The organism is Roseovarius pacificus, from assembly GCF_900142665.1.
GTDB classification, from domain to species: domain Bacteria; phylum Pseudomonadota; class Alphaproteobacteria; order Rhodobacterales; family Rhodobacteraceae; genus Roseovarius; species Roseovarius pacificus.
In genome coordinates this window covers 113,191-138,485 of sequence record NZ_FRBR01000009.1, presented here as the reverse complement: position 1 = coordinate 138,485, position 25,295 = coordinate 113,191, and the positions used below count along the sequence as shown (strand labels likewise).

Annotated in this window: 18 protein-coding genes and 1 pseudogene; 8 read left to right on the top strand and 11 right to left on the bottom strand. The window is 56.8% G+C overall.

Annotated features, from left to right (window positions below; genetic code table 11):
- The first annotated feature begins 533 nt into the window (after positions 1-533).
- The 5 genes from BUB53_RS15050 (at position 534) to BUB53_RS15030 (ending at position 7,188) form a co-directional block, all read left to right on the top strand.
- Positions 534-1,619, top strand: a complete 1,086-nt coding sequence (locus tag BUB53_RS15050) for a tyrosine-type recombinase/integrase (protein ID WP_143163240.1) — start codon at positions 534-536, stop codon at positions 1,617-1,619.
- 632 nt (positions 1,620-2,251) lie between these two features.
- A complete protein-coding gene (locus BUB53_RS15045; RefSeq protein WP_234983216.1) occupies positions 2,252-3,370 on the top strand; it encodes a DUF3800 domain-containing protein in 1,119 nt (372 codons plus the stop codon).
- Between the two features lie 577 nt (positions 3,371-3,947).
- Positions 3,948-5,270, top strand: a complete 1,323-nt coding sequence (locus tag BUB53_RS15040) for a DUF4365 domain-containing protein (protein WP_073035593.1) — start codon at positions 3,948-3,950, stop codon at positions 5,268-5,270.
- A complete protein-coding gene (locus BUB53_RS15035) occupies positions 5,267-6,727 on the top strand; it encodes an argonaute/piwi family protein (RefSeq protein ID WP_200797804.1) in 1,461 nt (486 codons plus the stop codon). Before BUB53_RS15040 ends, BUB53_RS15035 begins: the two co-directional genes overlap by 4 nt.
- Positions 6,727-7,188, top strand: a complete 462-nt coding sequence (locus BUB53_RS15030) for a hypothetical protein (RefSeq protein WP_073035592.1) — start codon at positions 6,727-6,729, stop codon at positions 7,186-7,188. The genes BUB53_RS15035 and BUB53_RS15030 overlap by 1 nt, the downstream gene beginning before the upstream one ends.
- Positions 7,189-7,716: 528 nt before the next feature.
- Here the strand turns inward: BUB53_RS15030 and BUB53_RS15025 are convergent.
- The 4 genes from BUB53_RS15025 to BUB53_RS15010 form a co-directional block, all read right to left on the bottom strand.
- A complete protein-coding gene (locus BUB53_RS15025; protein ID WP_073035591.1) occupies positions 7,717-10,335 on the bottom strand; it encodes an AAA family ATPase in 2,619 nt (872 codons plus the stop codon).
- Positions 10,332-11,453 carry a metallophosphoesterase family protein gene (locus BUB53_RS15020; protein ID WP_073035590.1) on the bottom strand — a complete coding sequence of 374 codons (1,122 nt, stop codon included), beginning with the start codon at positions 11,451-11,453 and terminating at the stop codon, positions 10,332-10,334. The genes BUB53_RS15025 and BUB53_RS15020 overlap by 4 nt, the downstream gene beginning before the upstream one ends.
- Before the next feature lie 307 nt (positions 11,454-11,760).
- A complete protein-coding gene (locus BUB53_RS15015; RefSeq protein WP_159437841.1) occupies positions 11,761-12,120 on the bottom strand; it encodes a hypothetical protein in 360 nt (119 codons plus the stop codon).
- 99 nt (positions 12,121-12,219) lie between these two features.
- On the bottom strand, positions 12,220-12,612 hold the full coding sequence (locus BUB53_RS15010; RefSeq protein ID WP_073035588.1) for a hypothetical protein: 393 nt from the start codon (positions 12,610-12,612) through the stop codon (positions 12,220-12,222).
- A 295-nt stretch (positions 12,613-12,907) separates the two neighbouring features.
- Between BUB53_RS15010 and tnpA the strand changes: the two genes are divergently transcribed.
- The 3 genes and pseudogenes from tnpA (at position 12,908) to tnpC (ending at position 15,200) form a co-directional block, all read left to right on the top strand.
- Entirely contained in the window at positions 12,908-13,303 is a 396-nt protein-coding gene (gene tnpA, locus BUB53_RS23510; protein ID WP_073035587.1) for an IS66-like element accessory protein TnpA, read from the top strand.
- Positions 13,300-13,653, top strand: coding sequence for an IS66 family insertion sequence element accessory protein TnpB (tnpB, locus tag BUB53_RS15000; RefSeq protein WP_073035586.1), 354 nt, complete (start codon positions 13,300-13,302; stop codon positions 13,651-13,653). Before tnpA ends, tnpB begins: the two co-directional genes overlap by 4 nt.
- Before the next feature lie 54 nt (positions 13,654-13,707).
- A pseudogene (gene tnpC / locus BUB53_RS14995) lies at positions 13,708-15,200 on the top strand (IS66 family transposase).
- 486 nt (positions 15,201-15,686) lie between these two features.
- Here tnpC and BUB53_RS14990 read toward each other — a convergent pair.
- From BUB53_RS14990 to BUB53_RS14960, 7 genes are all read right to left on the bottom strand, one after another.
- Positions 15,687-17,579 carry an ATP-dependent nuclease gene (locus BUB53_RS14990; protein WP_073035585.1) on the bottom strand — a complete coding sequence of 631 codons (1,893 nt, stop codon included), beginning with the start codon at positions 17,577-17,579 and terminating at the stop codon, positions 15,687-15,689.
- A gap of 271 nt (positions 17,580-17,850) precedes the next feature.
- Positions 17,851-18,912 carry a PDDEXK family nuclease gene (locus tag BUB53_RS14985; protein WP_073035584.1) on the bottom strand — a complete coding sequence of 354 codons (1,062 nt, stop codon included), beginning with the start codon at positions 18,910-18,912 and terminating at the stop codon, positions 17,851-17,853.
- Positions 18,912-20,183, bottom strand: a complete 1,272-nt coding sequence (locus tag BUB53_RS14980) for an MBL fold metallo-hydrolase (RefSeq protein ID WP_073035583.1) — start codon at positions 20,181-20,183, stop codon at positions 18,912-18,914. Before BUB53_RS14980 ends, BUB53_RS14985 begins: the two co-directional genes overlap by 1 nt.
- Positions 20,180-21,904: a restriction endonuclease subunit S gene (locus tag BUB53_RS14975; protein WP_073035582.1), complete on the bottom strand. Its 1,725-nt coding sequence runs from the start codon at positions 21,902-21,904 to the stop codon at positions 20,180-20,182. The genes BUB53_RS14980 and BUB53_RS14975 overlap by 4 nt, the downstream gene beginning before the upstream one ends.
- Positions 21,901-22,980 carry an endonuclease NucS domain-containing protein gene (locus BUB53_RS14970; RefSeq protein WP_084729178.1) on the bottom strand — a complete coding sequence of 360 codons (1,080 nt, stop codon included), beginning with the start codon at positions 22,978-22,980 and terminating at the stop codon, positions 21,901-21,903. Before BUB53_RS14970 ends, BUB53_RS14975 begins: the two co-directional genes overlap by 4 nt.
- Positions 22,977-24,422: a type I restriction-modification system subunit M gene (locus BUB53_RS14965; RefSeq protein ID WP_073035581.1), complete on the bottom strand. Its 1,446-nt coding sequence runs from the start codon at positions 24,420-24,422 to the stop codon at positions 22,977-22,979. Before BUB53_RS14965 ends, BUB53_RS14970 begins: the two co-directional genes overlap by 4 nt.
- Positions 24,419-25,294, bottom strand: a complete 876-nt coding sequence (locus BUB53_RS14960; RefSeq protein WP_073035580.1) for a DUF5677 domain-containing protein — start codon at positions 25,292-25,294, stop codon at positions 24,419-24,421. The genes BUB53_RS14965 and BUB53_RS14960 overlap by 4 nt, the downstream gene beginning before the upstream one ends.
- Between the last annotated feature and the right edge of the window lies 1 nt (position 25,295).

Below are 25,295 nucleotides of genomic sequence, written 5' to 3'. Positions count from 1 at the left end.
TCAAAGCTCCGTTTCTTGCATGGTGGCGCAGCAGATCCGTTTGGGCGGATCTACTGGCCCTGTGCCGCGTCCGGGCTTGGGGCTTCAACGACCGTGACCTGGATTCGACAAACCCACAGAGATGACCGGCTGAGCGCTCTGTCAACAGGTTCACGATATTCGAGAGTTAGTCATAAATGGGATGAAAAACAGTGATTTACGGGATGTTTAATCTTTGCACTGACCGAGCGATCCAAGTGTGTGTTTCGGTATTTCAATCCACAGAGCGGACTGCCCGGGAGACTAATCATGCGGTGTTTTGGAACAAAAAATCTGCTTTCTTCGGGACGGCGCGGTGCCAGTAACTAAAGGTGCCCTCGGTCCGGCATTTCCGACCCGCCGTCGAGCGTCTCCCAGTGATGGAATCTTTCTCCGTGAGAACAGGTTCGAGTTGGGTCGTGAATTTTACTCCCGATTAATTTGTTTCCTTTTTTGCTTCGGCTTTCGTCGAAGTGGCCAATTTTCCTCCCGATTGCAAAATAGAGGAGGCAAGCTTGGGAAGAAATGAACCATGGCGGCCGACATGGTCCGCAGCCAAGAACGACTGGATGGTCGATTTCCGGGTTGAAGGAAAGAGGTTCCGAAGGGGGCTCGGCATCCGGGACGAAAACCTGCGGCAAACGGCGTTGAATAAAGCTCAGGCACTTTACAAGAGTGCTTGGGGCGAAGCTCTGACGCCCCGCACCAAGGATGCCCCGCCAAGTTTCAAAGACGCAGCGGATCTTTATGTCCAAGAGGGTGGAGAGAAACGCTTCCTGGACAAAATATTGAAGCACTTTGGCCCTCATGTCCGGGTTGATGAAATCTCCCATGTCGACATCGCCCGTGCTGCCCGTGCCATTTACCCTCAGGCGAAGCCTGAGACAGTACGACGGCAATTGCGTGTCCCGATCCGGGCCGTTCAGAACTTCGCAGCGGGAAAGAGGCGGGAAAAATTACCTGATACACGCCGCACACGCTGGCTAACCCCCGAGGAAGCCGAGAATTTATTGGTGGTCGCAGCCAACCCGGATGCGATTGGCCTCCGGGATCCAAATTTGCAGACTTTGAGGAAAATCGCTTTCATGCTGGGAACCGGCGCGGGACCTGGCGAAACGATGTCGGCGCTGGGAGAAAATTGGAATCCTGCGACGCGGGAATGGTGGCTGGAAGGGACCAAGACTGTCTTTCGTGCCCGCTATGTTCTGTTGCCGACTCGGGCTGTCGAACTTATTGGGCATATCCCGCAGAGCGGCCCGGCGTTTCCGGCCCCGGACGGGCAATCTTACACGTTCAGAAAAAACCGGGGTGGGCAGATGGCAGTCGCCTTCAACAAGGTTCGCGACGCAGCCGGATTTGGAAAGGACGTCACACCCTATGTTCTCAGGCACACGCGCCACTCGTGGGCGTATTCTATGACAAAAGACTGGGGAGATCTGCTCGACCAGGGAGGCTGGAACCGGTCGGATACTGCCAATCGCTACCGCAAGATCACGCCTGACGATTTGGGGCATCGTCTGCTGGCACATGGATGGGATTTTCGAAGAGATCCCGGACCGCCCGTCCGTTTCGGGGAAAAAGTCTCGCTGCGACGTCCCTGAATACCACCAAAAAGGGTCTCCCAGTGCTGGTCGCAAGGTCAGCGGGCCGGGACGAAAAAGAGAAACTTGGAAAATGTTGGACCAAGTTTTTGATACGTGCCGGGTATTGGTCGCACCAGCCTCGGGCTGCAGATCATGGCTCAAACATAACGATCGAAAGCACTTATGATCCCAATTTTTAGATACAAAGATCATCAAAAGGATCCCTGCCTCTCGATCTGGCAAAAACCGATCGGCCAGCTTTTACGGTGCGTTGTTTTGTCGCACCTGGAGGTTCTCCTGAAGCCGAACATTTCTGTGGATCCGTCATATTCGCCGAAGCTTTCTGCGAACCCGATTCGGCTCAAGTCGACAAATTTCCTTGTTCCAGAAATCATCGCCAGTTCGAAAAGTCGACTATGGCTCCATTCTCGAGGTTGCCCCGGGCGCATCGAGCGAAGCGTGTGATAAGCTGGTCAGTGCTAAGATGCACCGCGTAGCATTGAGCCGTTGTCCACACAAGGCGGCGGTTAGCGGTCAATCGCTGCGCTCGCGTACATATTCACCGCGTTTCGCAAGTGCGGACATTGATCGGCGACGAATTATCGAGACGCGACATTCAAACCGGGACTTCCACTGTAAGATGCCAACGTTTGGATAACGCCAGGAAACATGATAGGAACCACACCCGCTTCACTATGAATGATGTGCCCGTGACTTGTTTCCGCATCGACGAAAGCGGCTATACCGGATTTGATCTGCTCAACGCCGACCAGCGGTTTCAGGGCGCAAGCGCTGTTGCTATCGATGATGGCGAAGCGGCGCGGCTTATCAAAGCACATTTTCCGCGCCTGCAAGCACCGGAGCTCAAGTATCGCGCACTGTCGCGGCGCCCCTCCAATCACCCGCGCCTCCTTGGTTTGATGAAGGATCTTCTGAGCGATTTCGATAGCGTTACCTATGTGGCCGATAAGCGGTTTATGCTGACGCTCATGTTTGTCGAATATGCGGTCGAGCCCTATTACTACGAGCGCGGTTTTGATCTTTACGAAAACGGCCAGAACTATGCGATGGCGTCCATGCTGCATATGGCGGGGCCGGCCCTGCTGGGCAAGACAGAGCTCGCGGCGTTGATGGACACGTTTCAACAGGCGATGAAAGACAAAAGCCCGAAATCGCTCCAGCAACTGGTTGAGGCGGCTCGCGCCACCAATTGGGGAAAGATTCCGGAAGTTCTGGGACCGCTCGCACAATATGCAGATCGCGACTGCCTTTCTGCCATTGCCACACCTGGCGTCTCCACCGACATTGCCCTTGTGGTCCTGATATCGCTGATCACGCGCATGGAGGTCATGGCGGAGGGAGCCTATCGGGTTGAGCATGATCAGTCCAAGAACCTCTCAGCCTATCACGATATCCTGCAGCGATACATCAATCACGACAAAGAGGTCGAATTCCGCGCTACTGAAATCACATCGCTGCGGTTTCCGCTCAAGCTCGAAGCGGTGAAGCAAGTTGAGTCGAAATCAAGTCCTGCGGTCCAACTCGCCGATGTCATGATCGGCGCTGCAATCGAAGCTGGCAACACCCTCACGGGCTTGCGGTCTGGTGGGTTAGGCCCCGAGGATTTAATGCCACTTTATCGCGAGGATCAATTCATCCATATGTTGCCATCAATAGATTTTGAAGAGCAAAGGCGGTTTCGATCAGGCAGCCAAAACAGTCAAGCCATTGATTATTTGGCTGCAAACATCTTTGGAAAGGAGCGATAGGGGCCTGCATGAGTGAAGTGGGGGAGCTCCGCCCAGTTGAATTCTCAGAAACTCGAAATCAGCTGTACCACCGTTTGTTTTCGCGCCGTAGCTGCGCCGGTTTACGACGAAAGTAGCCGAAGCGCGAAAAAAAGGTGTGCTTGTCCCGCGAAGCTGCCGAACGCGAGTTAGGCGTTTCTTCCGCTTTTTCCCGTGGAGCATTGGGAAAGAATATGACACGGACAAGACCGTCTCGCAGTCAGCCAGGTTAAAAGAATGAGCATAAAGACGAAAAATCCGCTTGAGTAAAATTGACTCGCCAGTCTCGCGTCACTGATTTTGGTCAGCATCGAGTTTCGGCAGTGGTTTCCGACATGTGCCGATAACTCGTATTAGCTCCGCCAGGCTCTCGCGACGTCCGCCCCTTTCATCGCTCGCGCAACTTCAGGCGGCGATCGCCGGAGGGAGCGAGCGCTCGAATATGATGCGACGGCATGCAGGCGCCAGATCGGTGCGAGGCAAGAGTGTCCAGATCCGAGTAGCGAGAGCGTGCACAATATGATGTGCAACGTTCCGCAAATGTTCTATACTTGGTGCTATGACCAAGATTCTCACACCAAACCAGATGCTCGGAGAGATCGGCGAGGCGGCGGTGCGCCGCCGCTTTCTGGACATGGGCTTTCAGTTTGACGGCCGCGGAAGACTCGAGGCCGGCATCGACGGCATCGCCGAAGTGATGATCGACGGGCAGCCGCTGGCGCAGATGATTGCCGTGCAGGTGAAGGCTACGGAGGAGGCGAAGTACCCGGCCGAGACGGACCAGGTATTCACCTACTTGCTCAGGAGCAAGGATTTCGAATACTGGCGGCCCTCAAACCTGCCTGTCATCATCGTTCTCTACCGCCGCTCCGATGAGACTTTCTACTGGAAGGAAGTTCCGCGCGGTGTCAGTGCCGAGGACCGCCGGCTGCACTTCGACAAGCACCAGGACGTTCTCGACCGGAATGCTGTCGACCGCCTCGCAGCACTGACTGTTCCCAAGGTCGGTGCCGGCTACTACGTACCGCCGCTGGGCGACGGCGAAGAGGCGCTGGTAAACATTCTGCCACTCATTCTGCCCCCGGAAATATACGTGGCTTCAACCCCGTATTCTGGACGGAAGGCGACGGCGCTGCTTCTGGACAGCGACGTGCCGGCGCGCTTCGACTGGGTGATCCGCGGCGGTTCATTCTGGTCGTTCCACGACCCGCGGACATCGTCATGCCGGGAAATCGTCGATCTCGATCATGTCGAGGCCGTGGAAACGAACTACCTCGCTTTCCATGAGGACCTGAATGAGCAGCATCATTTTGCGTTCCTCCTGAAGAACGCGCTCAAGCACCAGGTCCGTGCTGACCTGAACTGGCAAAAGGAAAACGCACTGCTCTACTTCAGGGCCCTGGCCGCCGATACGCCCCGGCGGTTCTACTACGAGTCCGCGAAGAACAAGACGCATGCGGACGTCGTCAACGTTGTGACCAGCAAGAAGGACGAGGGAGAGGTTGCCTATGTCCGTCACCACGCCTTCGTGCCGCGCTTTGAGGTGCTCGGAGACCAATGGTACTTGGTCATCACCCCGACCTACTACTTCACGACAAACGGCTTTACGCCGCACTCGTATCCGCACGCGCTTCTGTCCGGCAAGAAGCGGCTGGACAACAGCGGATCGCTGCGCGGGCAGGTCATCATGTGGCACAGGTTCCTGACCCAGCACGAGCGGGCCAGCAATGATCTCTTCGCGCCCGAGCAGCCTGAAGAGCAGTGCCTCGCATTTGCCGAGCCGCCGAAGATCACTCTGGATACGCGGGTGCCGGAAGACGTGTGGGGCTCTCCGAAAAAGACGGCGGAGGAAAGCGCCCACCAGGAAAGGCTCGCCATATGATCAATTTCGAAAGCAAGATTCTCGTCGAGCCGGAGCTGGAGTTTGGTGACAAGCATCACCATCCGGACCCGCGGCTCGGGCTAATCGAGGCCGGTCCACTGCAGGCGCCGCTCGGTGATGTGATCAAGATCGGCGTGGTCGGCAGCGCCAAGACGGTCGAGGACACGGGAAAATTTCTCGCGGCCGCGGCGGCAGGCTTTGCGGGCAAGTCCGCCAAACACCCAAACCTGCATCCCGACTTTCCGGGGCTGGGCAATGCCAATCCTTTTAGCTGCCGCTTCGAGATCTGCGAGGACGCATCATTCGCTCTATCCCAAAGCCGGATCGAAAGGATAAGGAAAGAGCCTGATCACAAGAAAGCCGTCGAAATGGCAGTCGACGACATCATCACCCAGCTCGAGACCCTCGATGAGAGCAGCCACAGCCCGGACGTCGCGATCGTCGCCCTGCCGCTCAGCTTGATCGAGCGTGTCTGGAGCGCGAGGGTCGATGCCAAGAGCTCAACCGAAAGAGAGGACAGCAGCGGTTCTGATGCCCCAAATTTTCGGGGCATGCTCAAGGCGCGGGCGATGGGGCTCAGTTTTCCGGTGCAGATCGTCTGGGAGGACGTCATCGACGATAAGGCCAAAATCTCGCAGAAGGTAAAGGAGAGCAAGGCCCGCGATATCCAAGATCAGGCTGGCAGGAGCTGGAACCTTCTCACGACGCTTTACTATAAGGGCACGGGTCGCATTCCGTGGCGCCGCAGGCCTCGCGAAGGCGAATTTACGGCCTGCTATGTCGGTATCAGCTTCTACCGCGAGGCCGGCGGCCAGCAGCTCTTCACAAGCGCTGCGCAGATGTTCGATGAGCGCGGGCGCGGCTTTATTCTCAAGGGCAAGCGCGCCCAGACAGAGAGCCGTGGCCGCCACCCTTACATGACCTTCAACGATGCCTACGATCTCATCTCTAAGTCGCTCTCGCAGTACAAGAACCACCACAAGAACTTTCCGGCCCGCGTGATCGTGCTCAAGACATCGCGTTTCCGGGAAGAAGAGGCGGAAGGTGTCCTGAAGGCGCTTGAGGAAGCCGGAACCGAGCTCAGCGATCTGGTCTGGGTTCAGGAGTCCGCCTCGATCAAAATCCTGCGTGACGGCAATTATCCGGTGCTGCGCGGGACCTTCGTCGATCTCGGCGGTCGTGGTCTTCTTTATACGAACGGCAGCATCCCGTACTACGGCACATATCCCGGTCTCTACGATCCGCGGCCGCTACTGCTCTGCCCGCACGAAAGCTGCGATAGCACAATCAGCCAGCTCGCCGAGGAGGTCTTTTCCCTGACCAAGATCAACTGGAACTCGACGCAGATGAACCAGCGGCTGCCTATCCCGATCAGGGCTGCACGCAAGGTCGGCGAGGTCCTCAAATATATAGGTGAAGGACAGTTCGTGAGCTCTGATTACAGGCGATACATCTGATGCCCGGTAACGACCCGGACGTACTCGCCGCAGAGCTCTTCAAGACCTTCGCGCGCTTCGAGTATGCTTTGAAGGCTGCTGAATTTCACAAGGGTGAGGGCGCAGCGGAAGCCAACTGGCGCAGGTTTGCCGAGTCCGTTGCCGCGAGCTTCGAAGTGCCGGCAAGCGAGGAATTCGCGCAAGCAATCGCCTATATGCTCGCTAATCCGCCGAAAAAGCAGATCGTCGAAGGTGGCGTTCTGGGGTGGAACGCGTCAGCACCGCAGACTGATCTTCAGTCGGACAGGGTGCTGATCTACGTGCGCCGCGTGAGGAACAATCTTTTTCACGGCGGTAAGTTCAATGGCCGGTGGTTCGAGCCGCAAAGAAGTGCGGTGCTTCTGCAGCATTCCCTTACGATTCTGAATGCCTGTCTGGCTGCTTCGCCGGCGGTGAGCGAAGCCTATCACAATGAGCCATAGTGCGCTGCCTCCCGTCATCTTCAGCTTGCTCGATCGATGCTGCAAGAGCAAGTGACGGCGAACTGCTCCGAGAGAGCTGCAGCCGCGTGCCGTCGCTCATGTCATGCGGGATTCCGTCGTCGGTCCGGCCATTTAACTCCGGCGTAGCGAGTCTCTGTTCTGCCCTTCTTCCTTATGGCCCGAATAGTCGGGGCGTCATCAGAGCACTCACGGCAAACGGGAGAAAGGCCCGCACTCCGGTCATCGGGCCCGTGAAAATGCTGCGTAATGCATGAATGGCCGGTTCGGTTAAAGCTGCGCCGAGGCGAAAATCGCCGCCTCGAGTGTCGGCTGTGGGCCAAGGCTGTGTGGAAACTCGACTTTCGGGTACGCCCCTCCGCAACCTCCCTATCGAAGGCGATCCAAGCCGATCGCCTACCCCATTTTGCAGTGAACCGCGAGATGAAAGGGTGGACTTGCTCGCGAAGACCTCAAGATTGATTTGAAGAAAGCCTGACGCACCCAAAGCACATTTCCCGGTTGGCGGGATTACGCCGGCATGCGGTCAATCCCGGGGCGCGTCCCGCCAAGGTCCTCGAAGGCCCGTGTGCGGCACGAGAACACAATGATCTGCTGGTCCTTGGCGACGCGGGTGAGCGCGGTGAACATCTTCACGATCCGGTCGTCGTCGGAATACACCAGGGCGTCGTCGAGAACGATCGGCACCTGGCGCCCCTGGTTCGCATAAAGACGCGCAAACGCCAGGCGGGTCAGGATTGCCACCTGCTCCACGGCTCCACCGCTCAACGCCTCGAGATCTTCGTCATCCCCGTCCCGCGACAGTTTCGCCGGCAGCATGGTTTCGGGGTCCATTTCCACCTCGGCGCCGGGGTGCAGCATCTTCAAGAGGGGTAGGAGCTCACGCTTTACCGGCTCGAAATAGGTCTCGCGCGCTTCTGATCGCGCCACCTCGAGCTTACCCTTCAGCTCGCGAAGAACCGCGACCTCTTCCTCGTAGCGGGCATCACGGGCACGCGCCTCCGCGAGCTCGCCCCGACACTCCGCCAGTCGGGTCTCGATTCCATCCTCCGCGCGAGCGCGGATCAAGCCATCAAGCTCGGCCATGCGGTTTCTGCGCATTTCGCGGGCCGCCGTCGCGCCATCCATTACGGACTGGACACGCTCGAGCTCGGCTTCCGCGGTTTCAAGATCAACCACGTCCGCGCTCCGCAAGGTTTCCAGGCTCGATCCCATTTCAACGCGTTTGTCTTCAGCCTTCTGCCAGGTCTCTTCCAGGCGGGTCAATGCCTCGTCATCGGAGACCTCCGGCATCTCGTCGAACGCTTCTTGCGCAAGGCGTGCTGCCGTGCGCGCAGCGGCAAGATCTTCGGCTGCCTTGTTCCTGACAGCCTGGGCGCTCGATCTATCGCCCTGGGCATCGGACAGCTGCCGCGCCGCGGTATCTGCATCGATTCCGTCGATCGGATCGGATATCTCTTCTTCGCCTTCCTCCTCTTCGATCTTTGGCAAATCTTCGATCGCGCTGCGAAGGACTGCGATGCCGTCCCGCGCGTAAGCCTTAATCGCATCCTCGGCGCGGGCCCTTTCGCCTTCGGCCCCTCGACGCGTCTGGATCGCCACCCGGGCCGCCGGAACATCGGCAGCACGGGCCTCTCGAAGAAGATCCTCGAGGTCGCGCGTGCACTCTTCGAGCCGCGCATTGTCCACCGAGGCGGGAGGTCCCAACGTCATTGTCCCGACGCCCGGCACCTCGACGCGGCTCTCCGCGACGATCGGGATATCCCTTTCAGCCTCGATCGCCTTGCCGCTGATGGCAAGGCGCTGATCGCCGCTATAGGAAACACGGAACCACGCGGCAGCCGCATCGCGCTGCGCAATCAACGTCGATCTTTCCGAGGCCAGCTTTTCGATACGGGTCATCATCTCCTCGGTGATGGCGATCTCCTCGAGTTTCGCAGCCGCGCCCTTTCGGATTTTGTCCAATTCTTCCGCCTTCTCGAGGCGCTCGGACATATCCTTTCGTTCACCTGCAAGACGCTGGCGGTCTTCACGCGCACGCTTGCGCGCCGCGCGCGCAGTGATCGCATCAAGGATCTTTTGAGCTTCGTCCACGCGCTCCTGAGCCTTCCCAAGGTCCGCCTCCTTGCGGTCGAGGTGCTCCTGGGCTTCCTTCAATGCGCCTTGAGTCGTCGCAACAGCCTTCTTGCGCTTGCCGGCGTCCTCTTGCGCCTTGCGCGCAGCCTCCAGGCTTTCCTGCGCCCGTTCGACCTCGATTTCGGCAAGGCGAAGCATCCGCCCGGCCTCGTCAACCTTTCCGGCATGTGCCCGCGCCGCTTCCACGGCTTCCCGGGCGTCGGACACCTGCTTGCGGCGCGCCTCATCGCGCGCAACATCGCTGTCCTCCTCATCCTTGCGGCGCAGCTGGGCGCGCTCTTCGAGCGCTTCCGCCAATTCGTCGATCGGCGCAGAGAGTGCCTCTTCTTCCTTTTCCAGGGTCTGAACCGCAGCGCGGGCCTCGGCCCATGGGCCACCTGCTTTTGGCCCCTTGGTTGTCGCAAGGGCCTCGAGATCGGCGACGCATCTTTTCATGATCGCGTCCATCCGGCGACCACCGGTGATATTGTCCACCTGGCCCGCAACCGAAGACATAAGGGTCTGACGCGCATCACGCAGTTTGTCGCGCTCGCTCTTTTCCCGCGCCCCGTTTCCGGCGGGCTCGAGTCCGGTCATGCCTTGGCGTACCCAGAGCAATCCCGCGGGTCCGCCATCTCCGGCCCCGATCAACCGGTCGATCCACGCTCCCGCTTCGCCCTCCTGCGCAATGATCCGGCCAGTGCCGAGGTCGGTCACGCTTGCCGCCTTCTGTGCGATGAACTTCTTCTCGATGCGATACTGCCGGCCTTCGGCATCTTCCACGTCGACCGCAACCTGGACCGGCCCCTTGGAATAGGGTTGCAAGCTCTTCACTTCCTGGGCCTGGCTCTTGTGATCGATGAAAAAGACCGCGTGCAGGGCATCGAAGAACGTGGATTTCCCTGTCTCGTTGGGTGCTGAGACAGTCGTAACCCCATCGCCGATCCCGGTGATCGAGGCGGTTTCTCCGGCAAAGCGGCGAACATTGGTAAGGTGGATTGCGCGCAGTTTCATTCCCGCTCCTCCTGTGCATAGGCATAAAGCCGTCCAAGCGCGCGTTGGGATATACGCCTCGCGTCGATATCCCGATCGGGGTCTTCCCCGTCCGCACGCAGGCTTTCAGCCGCGACACGCAGCGCGCCAGCGGCGTCGATGTCATCGATGTCAGAGACGTCGTATTCCATGGCCAAACCGGAAAAATCCGAAGCGAAATACCCGAAATCATCCGCTGCCTCGGCACAGGCGCGCCGCAACAGCGATTGCTCTCCCAGCGTCAACCGGCCAGTTACCTCGACCTCGACCAGCGTGTCCCGGCGCCGGTTCGCCGTCGGGAAGATATCTTCGAGGGCAGACGCTACGTCCTCCCCCGGCTGCACATCCAGGCGAGGGTTCATCCATTCGAAAAATCCCGTCTCGACCGGTTCGACCACCGGGTCTTTACCCGGTCCGGCGATATCCACGATCAGGGCGGTTGCGCGGATGCCATGCTTGAAGCTGTCGGATTCCGGGGTGCCGCTATACCAGGTCTTCGACCCGATATTCAGCTTCCCATGCCAGTCGCCGAGCGCGAGGTAATCGAGACATGCGGCCTGGGCGCGGGCGGGCGAAATGATCCCCAGCGCATCCTCTTCCCCGAAATCCTGGACGGCGCCATGGGCAAGGCCGATCCTGATCGTTCCCGGATCTGTTTCGGCGGTGTCCATCCACTCCGTGAGGTCTCGGCCCGGGTGGCGGACCTGCGGCGGTGCCGGCAGAATTGAGACACCATCCTCGATTTGCAGAATCTCCGGCTCCAAGGCGAGCGTCACGTTCTCCGGTTTCTCCCGGCACATCCGATCCCAGAGCTCGGTTGCCGCGAGACTGTCGTGGTTGCCCGGAAGAATGATCCAGTGGATATCGGTCTCCGCGGCAAAGGCACGAATTGCCTGGCGCACCACCTGGGGTGGAGGCGTCTGGGCATCGAACGTGTCGCCGGCCAGAAGGATCAGGCGTGAATCATTTTTCCGCGCCGTCTCTGCAAGGGTTTCGATCCGGGAAAACCGGGCCTCGTGAAGCCGACCACGCAACAGCTCGTCAAACCGCCCGAATGGCTTGGCCAGGTGGAGGTCTGAACTATGCAGAAATCGCACCATGTGAATAACTCTCCGATGTCGGTCAAATTTTTTGTCGCCCGACACATTGGCCCAAAGTTGTGTTTTCGAAGCAATAAAAATCAATCTGTTTCGAAAATCCACAGCGCACTCAACGCATCGCAATGCCTATGTTTGATTACGACTCCGACTTATGCCGGTTAGCCTGTTCGAGAAACAGATTTTTCAAGCAATTCCTGGGACAGATCACGACGGCGACCAACAGGCGACCTTGCCATCCTTCTCCAATTTTCTGATTTGTTCGGGCCCGGAAAGAAAATGGTTTCTCCGGGCCCAACTGTGATTGCGATTAAGGCCCCGTGTGCTTGCTGAACCTTGCAAGTAGATCGTCGAGCCGCGCGCCATACCATCGCAGCGCGGTATCGACCTCGAAGCGCGCCACCCTGGCGGCCGCATCAATGCCGCTGGTTTTTTCGTTCCGAAGCGACGTCACAATGCGCATCAGAGCGTCTTCCACCCGATCGGGGTTCGGCGCGACACTATCTCCCTGTGCATGAAGATAACAAAGGGCCTCGAACGCATCCTCTGCGGATAGCGCGTCGATCAGAGTGCAGAGACCTGCACCGTTCTTGCGCACGAAGGCAAGCGCGTCGAACGCGGCATCCATCTGCCGTTGGTTCGATGCTGTCGGGGTAGTACACATCATCATCTTGATATGTCCTCCTGACATCCAGCCCGCGGCGTTTGCCACGATTTTCTGTACTGGTGTCAGACGCGACGACCGCAGGAGGTCAGTCGCCGCGCTTCTTCAGTCTTTGATAGATGGCTTGATGCCGATTTTTGCGGCCGCCATTGCATGTCGCAACTTGTCTGCAAGAAGGCAGATTTCTTCGACCACAGGGTCACTGGGGTCGATTGCCGCGAAATACCCTGCCTCAGGCAGATCCTCGTTGTGTACATTCTGCAGGGTGAGAATGCCGAGAAGCTGGAACAGCTGTTCAATCGTCTGACGCGTGAGAGAACCTTCGAAAACAACGCTGTCCCGAAGTTGCTCGACGAGCCGTTGACCTCTTTTACCTGCAAGTAGCGCGGCGCTGTTGACGAGTGCATCGTATCGATCGCAGAACAAGTGTCTTACCCCGGCGAGGACGATCTGTGCGTCGGCACCAAGATCGTGGTTGTTGAACAGATAGTCGTACATGACACCTCCGATGTGTGGTTCCAAATATCCGGGTTTCGTCCCGGGTCAGATCGGGGGAAGGCGTCAGTAATGTTATTGTGCCGTTTTCTTGGATTCGATCATCTTGTGTCCGTGTGTGTTCATAGAAAACGAGATGCCGTTTGCTTCTTTCTGAACAACAGATTGGCCATTTTCGAGAAAACGAAGCAGAAAGTTAAAGAAACAGTGTTTTGTAAGCGGTGCCCTGACCCCACCTTCCCTGTGAGCGCGTGATCTGCGAGTCCCCGCGTTGTGTAGATTTGCAGGGATTTTCTCCATGGAGCACTCAGCGGAGTTTCTCAGTGAGGTGATTGTCGGGCCTCGCGGTCAGAGGCGGTGGCCGGATGATGTGAAAGCGCGGATCGTGGCTGAGACGTTAGAGCCGGGGGCGACGGTGAATGAGGTTGCCCGGCGCTATGACATACGACCCAATCATCTTTCGGAATGGCGGCGGTTGGCACGGGAGGGGAAGCTGGTTCTGCCTGCTTTGCCAGAGCCCGAGGCGGATCCCGGGCCCATGTTCGCGCCAATGGTTGTCGAAGGTTTAACCGACCGTGCGCAGGGGTCCGGGGACGCAACGCTTGAGATCGTCTGCGGTGATGTGGTGATCCGGCTGAACGGGGCGACCCCGGCGGCACGGATTGCGGAGATTGTGCGGGCATTGGCCGAATGATCTTCCCGTCCAACCGGGTGCGGATCGTGGTGGCGACGAAGCCGGTGGACTTCCGCAAAGGCCATGACGGGCTGGCGGCGCTGGTGAAGAATGAGCTCAGGAAGGAGCCCTTTACGGGGACAGTGTTCGTGTTCCGCGCCAAGCGGGCTGACCGGCTGAAGCTCTTGTATTGGGACGGCACCGGGCTGGTGATGACATACAAGCGGCTGGAGGAAACGGCCTTCACCTGGCCGGCGATCCGGGATGGGCTCATGTCGCTGAATCACGCCCAGTTCGAGGCCCTGTTTGCCGGGTTGGACTGGCGCAAGGTGAAGGCTCTGGCGGCACGTCCGCCGACTGCGGCAGAGTGAATCACTGGGGCGTTTAAGCGGGCAACCGAAGGCCGAACTTGATAGACCCCGGGCATGAACGCGGCGGCCAATCTTCCTGACGACATCGAGACCCTGAAGGCCATCATCCTGGCCCAGCAGGAGCAGAACGCACGTCTGGAAGCTCTGGTTGCCGCCTTCAAACAGGCCATGTTCGGGCGCAAGTCCGAGAAGATCGATCCCGACCAGTTCGAGCTGGCGCTGGAGGATATCGAGACCGCGATTGCCCTGGTCGAGACCGAGGGCGAGGCCAACCCGCTGGTCACACCGACACGAACCTCGACGCCGCGCAAGGCCAACCTGGGATCGCTGCCGAAACACCTGCCGCGCATCGAGGAAGTGATCGAACCGGAAAGCACGGTCTGCGACTGCGGCCACGAGCGGCATGTCATTGGCGAGGATACCAGCGAACGGCTGGATATCATCCCTGCTCAGTTCAGGGTAATTGTCACGCGCCGTCCGAAGTATGCCTGCCGCTCCTGCGAGGGCGGGATCGTCCAGGCCCCGGCGGCATGCCGACAGAGGCCGCGGTGGCGCATGTCATCGTCAGTAAATACGCCGATCATCTGCCGCTTTACAGGCAGGCGCAGATTTACAGCCGCCAGGGCATCGATCTCGACCGTTCGACATTGGCGGCCTGGGTCGGACGGGCGGCCTTCGAGATCAAGCCGGTCTACGATGCCCTGCTGGCCAACCTGAAGCGGTCAGCCAAGTTGTTCATGGACGAGACCACGGCCCCGGTGCTCGACCCGGGGCGACGCAAGACCAAGACGGGGTACTTCTGGGCACTCGCCCGCGATGACCAGCCCTGGGGCGGGGAAGATCCGCCCGGCGTGGCGTTTACCTATGCACCGGGGCGATCCGGACAATATGCGGAAGATATCCTGAAAGGCTTCTCCGGCACCCTGCAGGTCGATGGCTATGCGGGCTACAACCGGCTGCTCAAACGGCCCACTCAGGATATCCGGCTGGCCTACTGTTGGGCTCATGCCCGGCGCAAGCTGCACGAGGTCGCCCGGACCGGCACCACGCCCATCGCCGACGAGGGCCTTCGTCAGATCACCGCGCTCTACCGGATCGAAACGGAACTCCGGGGACAAAACCCCGAAGCGCGGCTGACTGCCCGGCAAGCACGTTCAAAACCGATTATCGATGATTTTGAGGCCTGGCTCACCGCCCATCGCGCCCGCGTCTCGGCCAAGTCTCCGCTCGGCGAGGCCCTCAAATACGTCGCCAAATACTGGGACGGGCTTTGCCGGTTCCTCGATGACGGCCACATCGAGATCGACAGCAACGCCGTCGAACGCACTATCCGCCCCATCGCGTTGAACCGCAAAAACGCTCTCTTCGCGGGTCACGATGCAGGTGCGCAAAACTGGGCAATGCTGGCGTCGCTGATCGAAACTTGCAAGCTCAACGCCATCGATCCCCACGCATGGCTGACAGCCACTCTCCAAGCCATTGTCAACGGACATAAGCAATCCCGGATCGACGAACTCCTGCCATGGAACTACGCCCCGACCGTGTGATCGGCGCACCGCTTACAGTGTTTTCCCACTTATCCACGAAAGAAACCACCTGCATCACAGCCAGCAAGGCCTTTGCCAGATGCGTCGCACCACCATTGCAGAGGCGCAGTGAAGCGTGTCAGCATCTGGACACCGTCGCCGAAATCCACGGGGTTTGCCATGTCAAATTGCGGGCATGCGGCCTTTCCAGGCCATTGCCGGTGTGAGATCGACAGCCGTCAACGGTCCATTCCTGATCTTCACGAGGCTTGCCGGCGCTGCGGTGCGGCGCGCGAACCGTGTTCCTCCGTATTTTCTCAATCGGAAACAGCAGAAATAGATATGATGGCGAAATTGGGGATGCGCCTCGGGGGCGCCGAATTGCATGGAGGGGCTCGAAGCGGACTTGCGGCGGCGCGGTAAGTTGAGCGACCGGACGACCTCGGAGCCCGTCGCTTACGGCTCAATGCAGTCTTTCGTGATTGGATTAGCCGGTCGAGCCGCTCACTACCAAGCTATCAATTCGTCCACTTTAACGACGATGTCTTCAAACATCGGGAACTTTGTTCCTGCAGCACGCAAATTTTCTACCACTCGGTTTACAGCTTGCGGAGTCTTGCATACGTCAGAGACGTGTAGGTCCATATCATCGGCGATCTCTTGGAAAGTCTGCTGCCATTGATCGCCGCAAATCTGTTTGGTGTAACCCTCTAAGTTGCGTTCAAATGCAGCACAGCGAGCAAAACAGCCGGAGGGATAGTTAATTGGCTCTTCGATACCTGCAATCAATTGTAACAGTCTGTTGGTGCCGGGCTTCTTGTCACCACTGTTGGCGTCTGAGTCGAAAACAGCATAGGTGGGGATTCCCAACTTGTTGAATATATAAAATGGTTTGTCCATTTTGGTTTTGCCTTCCACGGAAACGATGACGATACCTTCTGCAATGCAGTCCCTGTTGAGCGATTGGTAGACACCCTCAAGGATCGCCTTGTCCGTGACGCCCTCGACCAGAATGACTTTTTGAGCGAAGAAACCTTCACAAATTTCTCGGGAGAAAATGTGGAGTTTTGCGAGAAAGGCATGATCTGGCATTGGATCTTTCTGAACCAGATTTGCGAAGAATTGAGAGCACTCCCGAATTGTTAAGGCGGAAATACTGTGATCAACGTTTCCATCGAACACAGTCTTTCGCATTATGCGAGCTGTGTGGAAGTGTTCGATGTCCACGAATTTCTCAGAGTGCGTGGCAAAAACGACTTGGAAACGGATACCAGTCGATTTGCTGAACTCTTCACAAATGTAGCGGAAGGCCGCAGACACCAGTTTTTGTTTATGTGGGTGTTGGTAGATTTCAGGTTCTTCGATGAGAAGGATAATATCGCTCTGCGCTTCGTCGAATTCTTCTTCTGTCGTCGCTGCCTGACTTTGCGCAAGAAACTCAATTACGGAGAAGAGTGCGGCTCTTTGTAGGCCATGGCCTACATGTTCCAATCCGCTCAAAAAACCGCTGTCTTCAACTTTAATTGCAGGCTGCGGAAAACTGAACTTTACACCTTCTTCTGACTTCCAGTCCGCTAAGAGCCTTGAATCGCTATAGTATTTTTGAATGGTAGATGTCAGGCTTTCACTGATCGCGCCGAGTTGAGGAAATTTGTCTGGCGATACGAGTGAGTCAAAGTCTGTCTGAGTTTTCTCGATGAAGTTTTTTACTTCCTCGCGGTTCTCATAGGTCTGTTTTGCAATTTCAGAAAGCAATCCAATAATTGGGCTTCGCTTTGCATCGGATGTTTCCTCCTGAACGTCCGCCACAGCTGGTATGAAGTGAAGACTTGTTTTCTTTTTCAACTTCCCATTCGCGACGTTGGGCGCCCCGAAGAAACCTCGAACGTAAGAAAACTCAAGCTTGTCGGGATTGTCCTGTTCCCACTGCCTCATATTCTCAGCAACTTGTTCTGCATTCGACGCTCTGTCCAAACCTTCTGTGGCGTCGGCAATATCATTGAATGCGGTCCGCATATTTGTCTTGTTTGTTTCGGCTCGGATCGCATCGAAAGGCGGATAAGTCTTGGCTCTCACACTGTAAGTGAGGTTGTTTTCCTTTTCGTTGGAAAGCGTCCTTGAAACTGTGAGCTTCCCATCATGCACAGCTGAGCCGAACTCTTCGTTCTCGCCTGCCGTCAACTGATCAAACGTGGCTATAATTTCGATGCTTTCAGTTTCTCGCCTATGGAAATCATCAGGTGTTATTTTGGGAGCAGCCTCGAAGAACAATCGTAGCGCATGAAGTAGCGTGGACTTTCCGGCATTGTTACCGCCGATAAGTACCGTCACGTTGTCGAAGGTCAAATTCGCTTTTTCAATGGACCTGAGGCCAACGACCTCCAGTGCTGAAATTCTCATGGATACACCTTTGCAAGAACCAATCGCAATTTTCGAACAAATTTGCTAAAACCGTCACACAACTTATAGGGTTGTGCAATTCTTTCATGTTCGCCGGGCGCTGTTTCGTCGCTGTAGTTTTTTGGGACCAAACAGTGGTGCAGTAAGAAGATGCTCTCCGGGCCGAAGAGTGAATTTTCCAGAAGTTAGCTTGTGCTGCAGAAAGCTGACATTGGTGTTTTTTGGACTTCACAAATTTCATTGATATCGGCGTTTTGAAGCTACTCGCCATCTACTTCAGTACCGATTTCAGACGTTCGACCGTTGTTCGCCATGATGGCGTGACTGGCTTGCAGACGGTGTTCTGGTTCCCGAACATGCCAACTTCCTGTATCGCCTGATCTTCTCGAACGGAGTGTTCCCACTCGACCGGAACGAAGTATTCAGATTTCTCCGGGTCGTCGGAAAACTCTCGGTGATAACCAGCCTCAAGAATTTCCAGTGCGGGCCTCCCGTCGATCTGAAAGTCCTTGGCCGCGATACGGCTTCCAGTCACACGGCCCACGCCCACAAAACCCTTCCCTGGGATTTTTACCCAAATGTGGTCGCCCTCGTTCAACATCCTGAGGGAGTTGCTGTACCATGTCCCGCCGCCGCCTGAGACAAAACCGTAGCGCACGGCCTCGTCCCAATTCCGGGTCTGATCGGCACCGAAACTGACATAGTATTCGCCGTTCCATGGCTCTTTTTCTCCGCGCCGACCGGTGCTGGCGGCTTGGACCTGAACTTCGCCCGGGTCGATGAGCCAAGCGCGGCTGAGTAGCTGGGTATCTTCATGATCGAAGACCTGAAAAAATAGAACGTTGATCGCAAGGCCACGATCATTCAGATAGCTGACGATCCGCTCGCTACTCGCGTCGAGTTCTGCGGCCACGATGACGACCTGATGGCTATCGTTGATCGTGTCGTCATCCAAATGCTGCCCAAACTGGTCGCGGAAATCGCTGGTCAGGTTCTGCCCGGGTCTGAAGCGGCTGTAGATGTCCACGATGTCATCTGCGGCCAAGCCTTCGACCCATGCCGCGTAATCGAGGGCTTGGGCGACCACTTCCCTTGGGGTTCGGTCGCGTTTCAACTCCACGAGGACGAGGGAGCCATCGGGTGCAAGAGCCAAAAGATCAATCCGGCCGCCGAAGCCTGTATCAACCTGACGCCCGATAAGCATCCATTCGGACGACAAAATGCGCGGTTGCGCGGTAATCATGTCTTCGAGCATTTGCTCGGAGGGCAGGACGCCTTGTTTGATTTCCTGAGGTGAGGTGGAAACGGTCCAGACGGCGTGGCTTATGGGCATTAAGGCGCTTTCTTCACATTGAGTTCTTCAGCCCATTTTAGACCAGTATGTTTATCTACTTGTTGAGGTCCATAAGAAGAAAACTCTCGCCAAATTTCTGGGCTTGGATGCTTGTAATGACCATTTGGGTCCGAGCAAAAAACGCTATGACTTGGGGAAACGCGCGATGCGCTGCCAACCTTCCAATTTTTCTTCGAACCATGATGTGGAACTTGAAACGTTGATGTTGCCATTATCCGCTTCGCCCCAAAAAATCTGATCATGCGATCCAGATGCTTTTTTGTCGAAAAATTTCCGTCTCCTGTGTAGAGCATGGGGACACGACTGTCGGTGATGTTCGCGGAAGTCCCGTCGAGGCTTGGTTCTGGCAGGTAACTGTGAAGTGGCACTGGACCGGTATAGAGGCACAACGAAAGATCATTCTCGAGACCGGTTCGAAACTCCTTTTTGTACAACTCTTTCAGAGCAGCCAGTGCTTCCTTTCGCTTTGAGTGATCTGAACCAAGCAGCTCTGGAGTTAATTTGCGGACGTGCTTTCTAAGGCGTTCAGGCGATGCCGGGGCACTCTTAGGATCGTTGTAGGGAACAAACTCCCAGGTCGCTTTTTCGACTATACGTCCGCCCGGGGGCATTTCCCGCGCAAACCTTTGGTTTTCCAAGGTGTCCGGTAGCTCAAGTCGCTTGTTTAGTGCACTGGCCTCAGGCATAGCCCATTTGCCATCCATTTCCCCAGTCGGTTCGAAATCGTCTGGACCCAAATCAGGCTCTGGTTCGTCTGGGTCCGTTGGGCCATCATCATCTGACGGCATAACGAAGACAATCCGGTCGAACGTGTCTGGCGCCTCTGTTGCCAGGTAACTTACAGGATCAATATAAAAACCCATTTCAGGATCATCCGCGTTCAGCCCGTCGTCGAAGCCGAGGACCAGTCGCTGCCAAAGTGGCGCCCATGGAAGCATGATTGAGCTTGCACCAACTTCGTTCAAAAGGGTGGTGAGGCCGCTGATGTGGTCGGAATGTAGGTGCGAGATGACAACAAGATCGAGCCGTCGTCCAAGGGTTCTTCCAATCTCACGAATCCCACGATGAACGAGCGCTTTCGAAGAGGAGGTTCCGCAATCGTAGACCCAAGCGAAATCCCACGATGGTTTCTGACCAGGGATCTTCATCATCCGCTTGCCTTTTTGGATCGCACGAAACGCGACACATCCAAACGCGAACAACCCCTGTCCGACCGGTTTGAAATCATGATCGACGTAGAGCCAAGTCATTCAGCGGCCTCCAGGGCGTTCTGCGAAGGCTCCAGCGCCTCGTGGAGGAGGGCTTCGAGGAGGCGGGTGCGGGTGGTGTCCGTGGTTGCCAGGGCGGCCTCCAGCCGGTCGCAGAGGGCCATGAGTGTGTCGACCTTGGCCACGATGCGGTGTTGTTCGGCGATAGGTGGGAGAGGTATCGGCAGATTAAGGATAACCGCGCGCGAAACGTTCTTCATCGACGGACTCACCCCGGTTGCGTTGCTTGCATAGTATTTACGGGCGTAATCAGCGTTATTATTAACCAGCCAGACAAAGCGGTGATCACAGTTTTCCGCAAGACGAAGCCGCACGATCTTGTCGCTCATCATCAGATTATGCGGTTCGTCGATGACAAGCGCGGCTCTCGCAACGAGTTCCGCTGTATTTGCGCGTGAAATGAGGAAGTCGTTTATTCGCACTTGTGCTTGAAGCCTCGGCTCCGTTCCCTTCAGAACTTGTTTGTTCGCTTCTGGATCAAAATGGTCCCAGGAAACGGCACTGACCTTGAGGACGCCCCAAGCATCGCCCTGTCTTGCGTGGTTCTCAGTTCTCGGGCTCCAGCCCGCGTCAGAACTGAGAACCAGTGACCCGAGACGACACCATGTCCACGCGTGTGGAACATAAAAAGGGATTTCCTTGGATTCCAGCGCCGACATCGGCTTCTGTTTTCTGATTTCACCCGCTTTGATCAGTTCACGCCGCTTCATCTCGATAGCTTCAAGTAGTTCCGACGCTGGTTCATCCGCCGGGTCCTGTTCCACCAGCTTCCCTCTCACGGCAAGGTTGAGGATGCTTTGGCGGAGGGTCTTGATCTGGTCGGGGCGGGTGGTGAGGGCCGGGAGTGCCTCGAGGGCGAAGTTGGCGTGGGTCGGGAAGTCATCCGACGTGGTGTCTGGGGCGGTCAGGCGGGCGAGGCTGGCGGCGGTGAGCTTGTCGCGCGTCTCCTCGCGGGTCTTGCGGGCCTCCTCCAGCCGATCACAGAGCGCCATGAGCTCATCGACCTTGGCAACAATCCGGTGCTGCTCGGCGATGGGAGGGACAGGAACCGCGAGTTGCTCCATTTTCTCCTTTGTCATGTGGATCATAGAGATACCGTGCCCGGCGTCTTTGATCTCACGCGTTTTCTGCTGGAGAAAAAGATAGACGAAATTCTTACTCAGGTATTTTTCGCTGAATAGTGGTAGTTTCCAAATGTGGTAATGAAAGATTGCACGCGGACCGCTCCAAATGAATGGTCCGAAAGACGCAGACCACGCATATATCAGATCACCTTCGTCGCAATATTTGTCGTCTTCGAGTTCGAGGTCTGAATAGTACCAGTAGTCCGAAGTAAAGAGGTTCCCTACGCGTAGCACCGGAGTGCCTTCCGAAAGCAATTCCGATTTTTTGTATGCGCGCCCGTTTACGACCCGCACCAAGTCAGACAATCGAGCCTCATCCCAGCCAAGCGGAAGGTCAAAGGCAAGCTCTGTAATAGAAGGGTCGACTGCTTTCTTCTTTGTTTTTCGTTCTTTGAGGTCCAGTTGGCTTTTTGCTTCGGCAATTCGGACCAATTGCCGTGTGGCCGGTTCATCCCCCGCATCTTGCTCCACCAGCTTCCCACGCACGGCCAGATCCAGAACGAAACGCCGCAGCCGCGCGATGGCGTCGGGCGCCTCGCTGATCTGCTCGTAAACCTTGAGCAACCGTTCCGCGGTCATGGCTTCGCGAACTCCTTGAAATTTGGGCTATCTTTGAGCCGGAATTCCACCTCGTACGATTTGAAGGAGACCGAAGGCACGACATCGAGTGCATAGTGCAGCTGGGGATCGCCCTCGGTGGCGACGACCAGTCCTTCAACCGTGTCGCCATCTTCAACGAGGTGCCGTTTGACCCAGCCCATGTATCGCAAGACCTGCCCCACGACGGCATCGGAGGATTTCTCTCGCTTGAGTTCTATCACGAGCCAACGGGGCGCAGTTCTGTGTCGCGCCAGAAGGTCAATTCGACCGATTGGCGTTCGGAATTCATAACCTGCTTCCGGCTCGCCATCACGCGTGTAGATATCCCATTCCTTCGCGAGATCCAGCATGTCCCAATTGTCGAACATGTAATCATGCAAGTGGCGTTCGAGCGCGAAGCGCGTGGTCTTGGCGTTCGGTGCCGGGGCGGGCGTATCCAGTGCGGTCCCGGCAGGCTGATCCGTGTCATCGTCCTCCGCATCGTCATGGAGAAACCACCAGACGGCGTCGAGGCTCCATAGATCGACATCGAGCGCGGCGGCAAGTTGCAAGATAACCTCGTTCACAGCGGTGTAGCGTTCGCCAAAGCTCGCCCCGCGTGGGGTCTCCGGCAGAAGGCCGAGCTCGAGCAGCCCGTCATGGGAGGTGTTGTTCCAGACGCCATACTGGTCGGGATAGGCGACATGCAAGATCGCGGTGATGATACCTTTACCCATTCCCTTGATGTCGGTGACCGGCTGCATACGATCCGCGATTGGTCGCGTTTCGTCCACCAGATGGGCAAGGGCTGCACGGGTGGTCGGCATGTCAGCACAGACGCGGTTAACCTGACGATTCAGGCCGGACCAGTGGCGGTTATTTTCGAAATATAGAAAGGACCGCAAGACATCTTCGTCAATCGTGGCGATATTCGCCGGTTGGAAGGCAGGGCTGTAGCGGGCAATGACTTCGTCCTTGGCCTCCAGAATTTCACGTGTGTCCTTGCGGTCGAGCATTGCGGCTTTGGCGGCCCGCAAGCGTCCCATGGCGTTTTCGGGAATGGCTTGCAGTGTCATCGCGCCAGCGCCTCGGTCAGGATGGATTTCAGCTCGGCGCGCAGGCTTTCGACCGAGGCTTCGGCCTTGGTCAGGTCATTCAGCAGGGTTTCGGGGTCGCCCCAGTCTTCCTCCTCTACATGCGGGTTCTTGATGTCGAGGTTGAAGCCGCGTTCGCGGATCTCCTCGATCGACACCTTCCAGGCACGGTCGCTTTCCTCGCGCCCTTCGCGGTTCGGCCCGCCCCACCATGCGGCGCAGTCGTCCAGATGCTCAAGCCGGATCGGCTTGGTCATGGAATAGGCCTTTTGCGTTTCGGGCACGCGGTGTTCCCAATACCAGACGTCCTGCGTCGGCGTGCCTTTCTCGAAGAACAGCAGGTTGGTGCCGATGGAGGCGTAAGGCTTGAAGACCGAGTTGGGCAGCCGGACGATGGTGTGCAGGTTGCATTCGGTCAGCAAGTGTTCCTTGAGGCGGGTCTTGATGCCCTCGCCAAAGAGGGAGCCATCCGGCAAGACCACGGCGGCGCGGCCGTTCTTCTTGAGCAAGCGGATAATCAGGGCGAGGAAGAGGTCGGCGGTTTCACGCGTCTTGAAGGCAGGGAAGTTGTTTTCGATCCCGTCCTCTTCTTTGCCGCCGAAGGGCGGGTTGGTGAGGATGATGTCGACGCGTTCATCCTTGGTCCAGCTGATAAGGGGGCGAGCAAGGGTGTTGTCGTGCTTGACCCAGCTGGGCTCCTCGATGCTGTGCAGAAGCATATTGGTGGTGCAGAGCATGTGGGGCAGGGGCTTCTTTTCGACGGCGCGGAGGGAGGATTGCATAAGCGCCTCGTCCTCTGGCCGCTTCACGTAATTGTCGCGCATGTGCCGCATCGCGCAGGTCAAGAAGCCGCCGGTGCCGCAGGCGGGGTCCATGAGGATTTCGCCGGGCGTCGGGACGATCTGCTGGACCATGAAGGCGGTGACGGCGCGGGGGGTGTAATATTCGCCGGCGTTGCCCGCGTTCTGAAGGTCGTTCAGAAGCTGTTCATAGATGTCGCCGAAGTGCTGCCGCTCGGACAGGCTGTTGAAATCGACCTCAGCGATCTTGTTGATCACCTGCCGCATGAGTTGGCCGGATTTCATGTAGTTATAGGCGTCTTCGAAGACGGAACGGACGACGCGGGCCCGTGGGCTGGTTGCCGGGAGTTCCTTCAGGGTCGGGAAGAGATCGGTATTGACGAATTCAAGCAGGGCGTCGCCGGTGATGCCTTCGGGGTCTGCCGCCCAGTTGCGCCATTGCAGGTGCTCGGGGATGGGGGAGGTGTAGTCGTCACGCGTGAACTCCAGCGCCTCGTCCTGGTCATCGATGATCTTTAGGAAGAACATCCAGACAAGCTGCGAGATGCGCTGCGCATCGCCATCGACGCCAACATCCTTGCGCATGACATCCTGGATGGACTTGACGAGGGTTCTCATGCTCATAGTGTGCCTCCGAATTTGCTTGGGCTTCGTTTCTGCGGGCTTTCCCACCAATCCAGCTCTGAAGCGGTTAGAATGTGCACTGATCGAAGCCTGTATAGATCTTCCAAGAAACCGTCAGAACTATTTCCGTTGTCGTCGAAGAGTTCGGTGAGCGCGCCAGATGCCATCATTGTTTCCAAGAGGATCTTGGTGCTCCAGTAAGACCCAAAGTCACTCCAAAAGTGCTGGAATGTGTTGGATCCAATCTTCACGCTGTTGGGCTTACCCCATACCCGTCTTTGCAATTCGTGCACTGAAAAGTGGACGCTGCGAGAAGTGGCTTGATAAAAATACTGGTATTCCTTGTCCTTACCAACTTGTTTCGCAATGTATGAAACTGAGGGTATTTTTTGCCCTTCGTTTAATTTCCAACCCAGCTGTTCTCCAATAGCATCCAAATCACGATAAGTAGGTTTCCTCATTCGGTCCAAAGACTGTACTTTTTTGTTTGAGAAGCCGAGTTTCTGCAGAGTGGATGAGCCAAGATATTTTTTTTGAATTTTATGTGCATCAGATATTTCTTTTTTGCCTAAACAAACTGTGAGCTTTGCTGCGAACTCCTTATTTCTCTCAAGGTATAGAAGCCACAATAACTCCTCATAGGCAGGTCTAAGAAGAGTACAGCACATGGCGCCATGACCGCTCTCGATTAGGGCTTGGATTGCCTCACATGCTTCCCATTGCCGCACTACAATTGATCGCTTTAATATGTCGTACATCCGTGGCTGCATCGGACCGAACCACTGATATTTCTCCAGCCGCTTTACGTCGCCACGTAGATGATCTCTCACTCTGGCACAAAGTGTGCTGAGGGTTTCGTTGCTATCCTCCATG

Coding starts and splice junctions, on each gene's coding strand:
- BUB53_RS15010 (WP_073035588.1), bottom strand. CDS start 12,612: ATGTACGACTATCTGTTCAACAACCACGATCTTGGTGCCGACGCACAG.
- BUB53_RS14985 (WP_073035584.1), bottom strand. CDS start 18,912: ATGCCCATAAGCCACGCCGTCTGGACCGTTTCCACCTCACCTCAGGAA.
- BUB53_RS14965 (WP_073035581.1), bottom strand. CDS start 24,422: ATGAGCATGAGAACCCTCGTCAAGTCCATCCAGGATGTCATGCGCAAG.
- tnpA (WP_073035587.1), top strand. CDS start 12,908: ATGGAGCACTCAGCGGAGTTTCTCAGTGAGGTGATTGTCGGGCCTCGC.
- BUB53_RS15025 (WP_073035591.1), bottom strand. CDS start 10,335: ATGAAACTGCGCGCAATCCACCTTACCAATGTTCGCCGCTTTGCCGGA.
- BUB53_RS14970 (WP_084729178.1), bottom strand. CDS start 22,980: ATGACACTGCAAGCCATTCCCGAAAACGCCATGGGACGCTTGCGGGCC.
- BUB53_RS14990 (WP_073035585.1), bottom strand. CDS start 17,579: ATGAGAATTTCAGCACTGGAGGTCGTTGGCCTCAGGTCCATTGAAAAA.
- BUB53_RS15040 (WP_073035593.1), top strand. CDS start 3,948: ATGACCAAGATTCTCACACCAAACCAGATGCTCGGAGAGATCGGCGAG.
- tnpB (WP_073035586.1), top strand. CDS start 13,300: ATGATCTTCCCGTCCAACCGGGTGCGGATCGTGGTGGCGACGAAGCCG.
- BUB53_RS15015 (WP_159437841.1), bottom strand. CDS start 12,120: ATGATGATGTGTACTACCCCGACAGCATCGAACCAACGGCAGATGGAT.
- BUB53_RS15035 (WP_200797804.1), top strand. CDS start 5,267: ATGATCAATTTCGAAAGCAAGATTCTCGTCGAGCCGGAGCTGGAGTTT.
- BUB53_RS15030 (WP_073035592.1), top strand. CDS start 6,727: ATGCCCGGTAACGACCCGGACGTACTCGCCGCAGAGCTCTTCAAGACC.
- BUB53_RS14975 (WP_073035582.1), bottom strand. CDS start 21,904: ATGACCGCGGAACGGTTGCTCAAGGTTTACGAGCAGATCAGCGAGGCG.
- BUB53_RS15020 (WP_073035590.1), bottom strand. CDS start 11,453: ATGGTGCGATTTCTGCATAGTTCAGACCTCCACCTGGCCAAGCCATTC.
- BUB53_RS14960 (WP_073035580.1), bottom strand. CDS start 25,294: ATGGAGGATAGCAACGAAACCCTCAGCACACTTTGTGCCAGAGTGAGA.
- BUB53_RS14980 (WP_073035583.1), bottom strand. CDS start 20,183: ATGACTTGGCTCTACGTCGATCATGATTTCAAACCGGTCGGACAGGGG.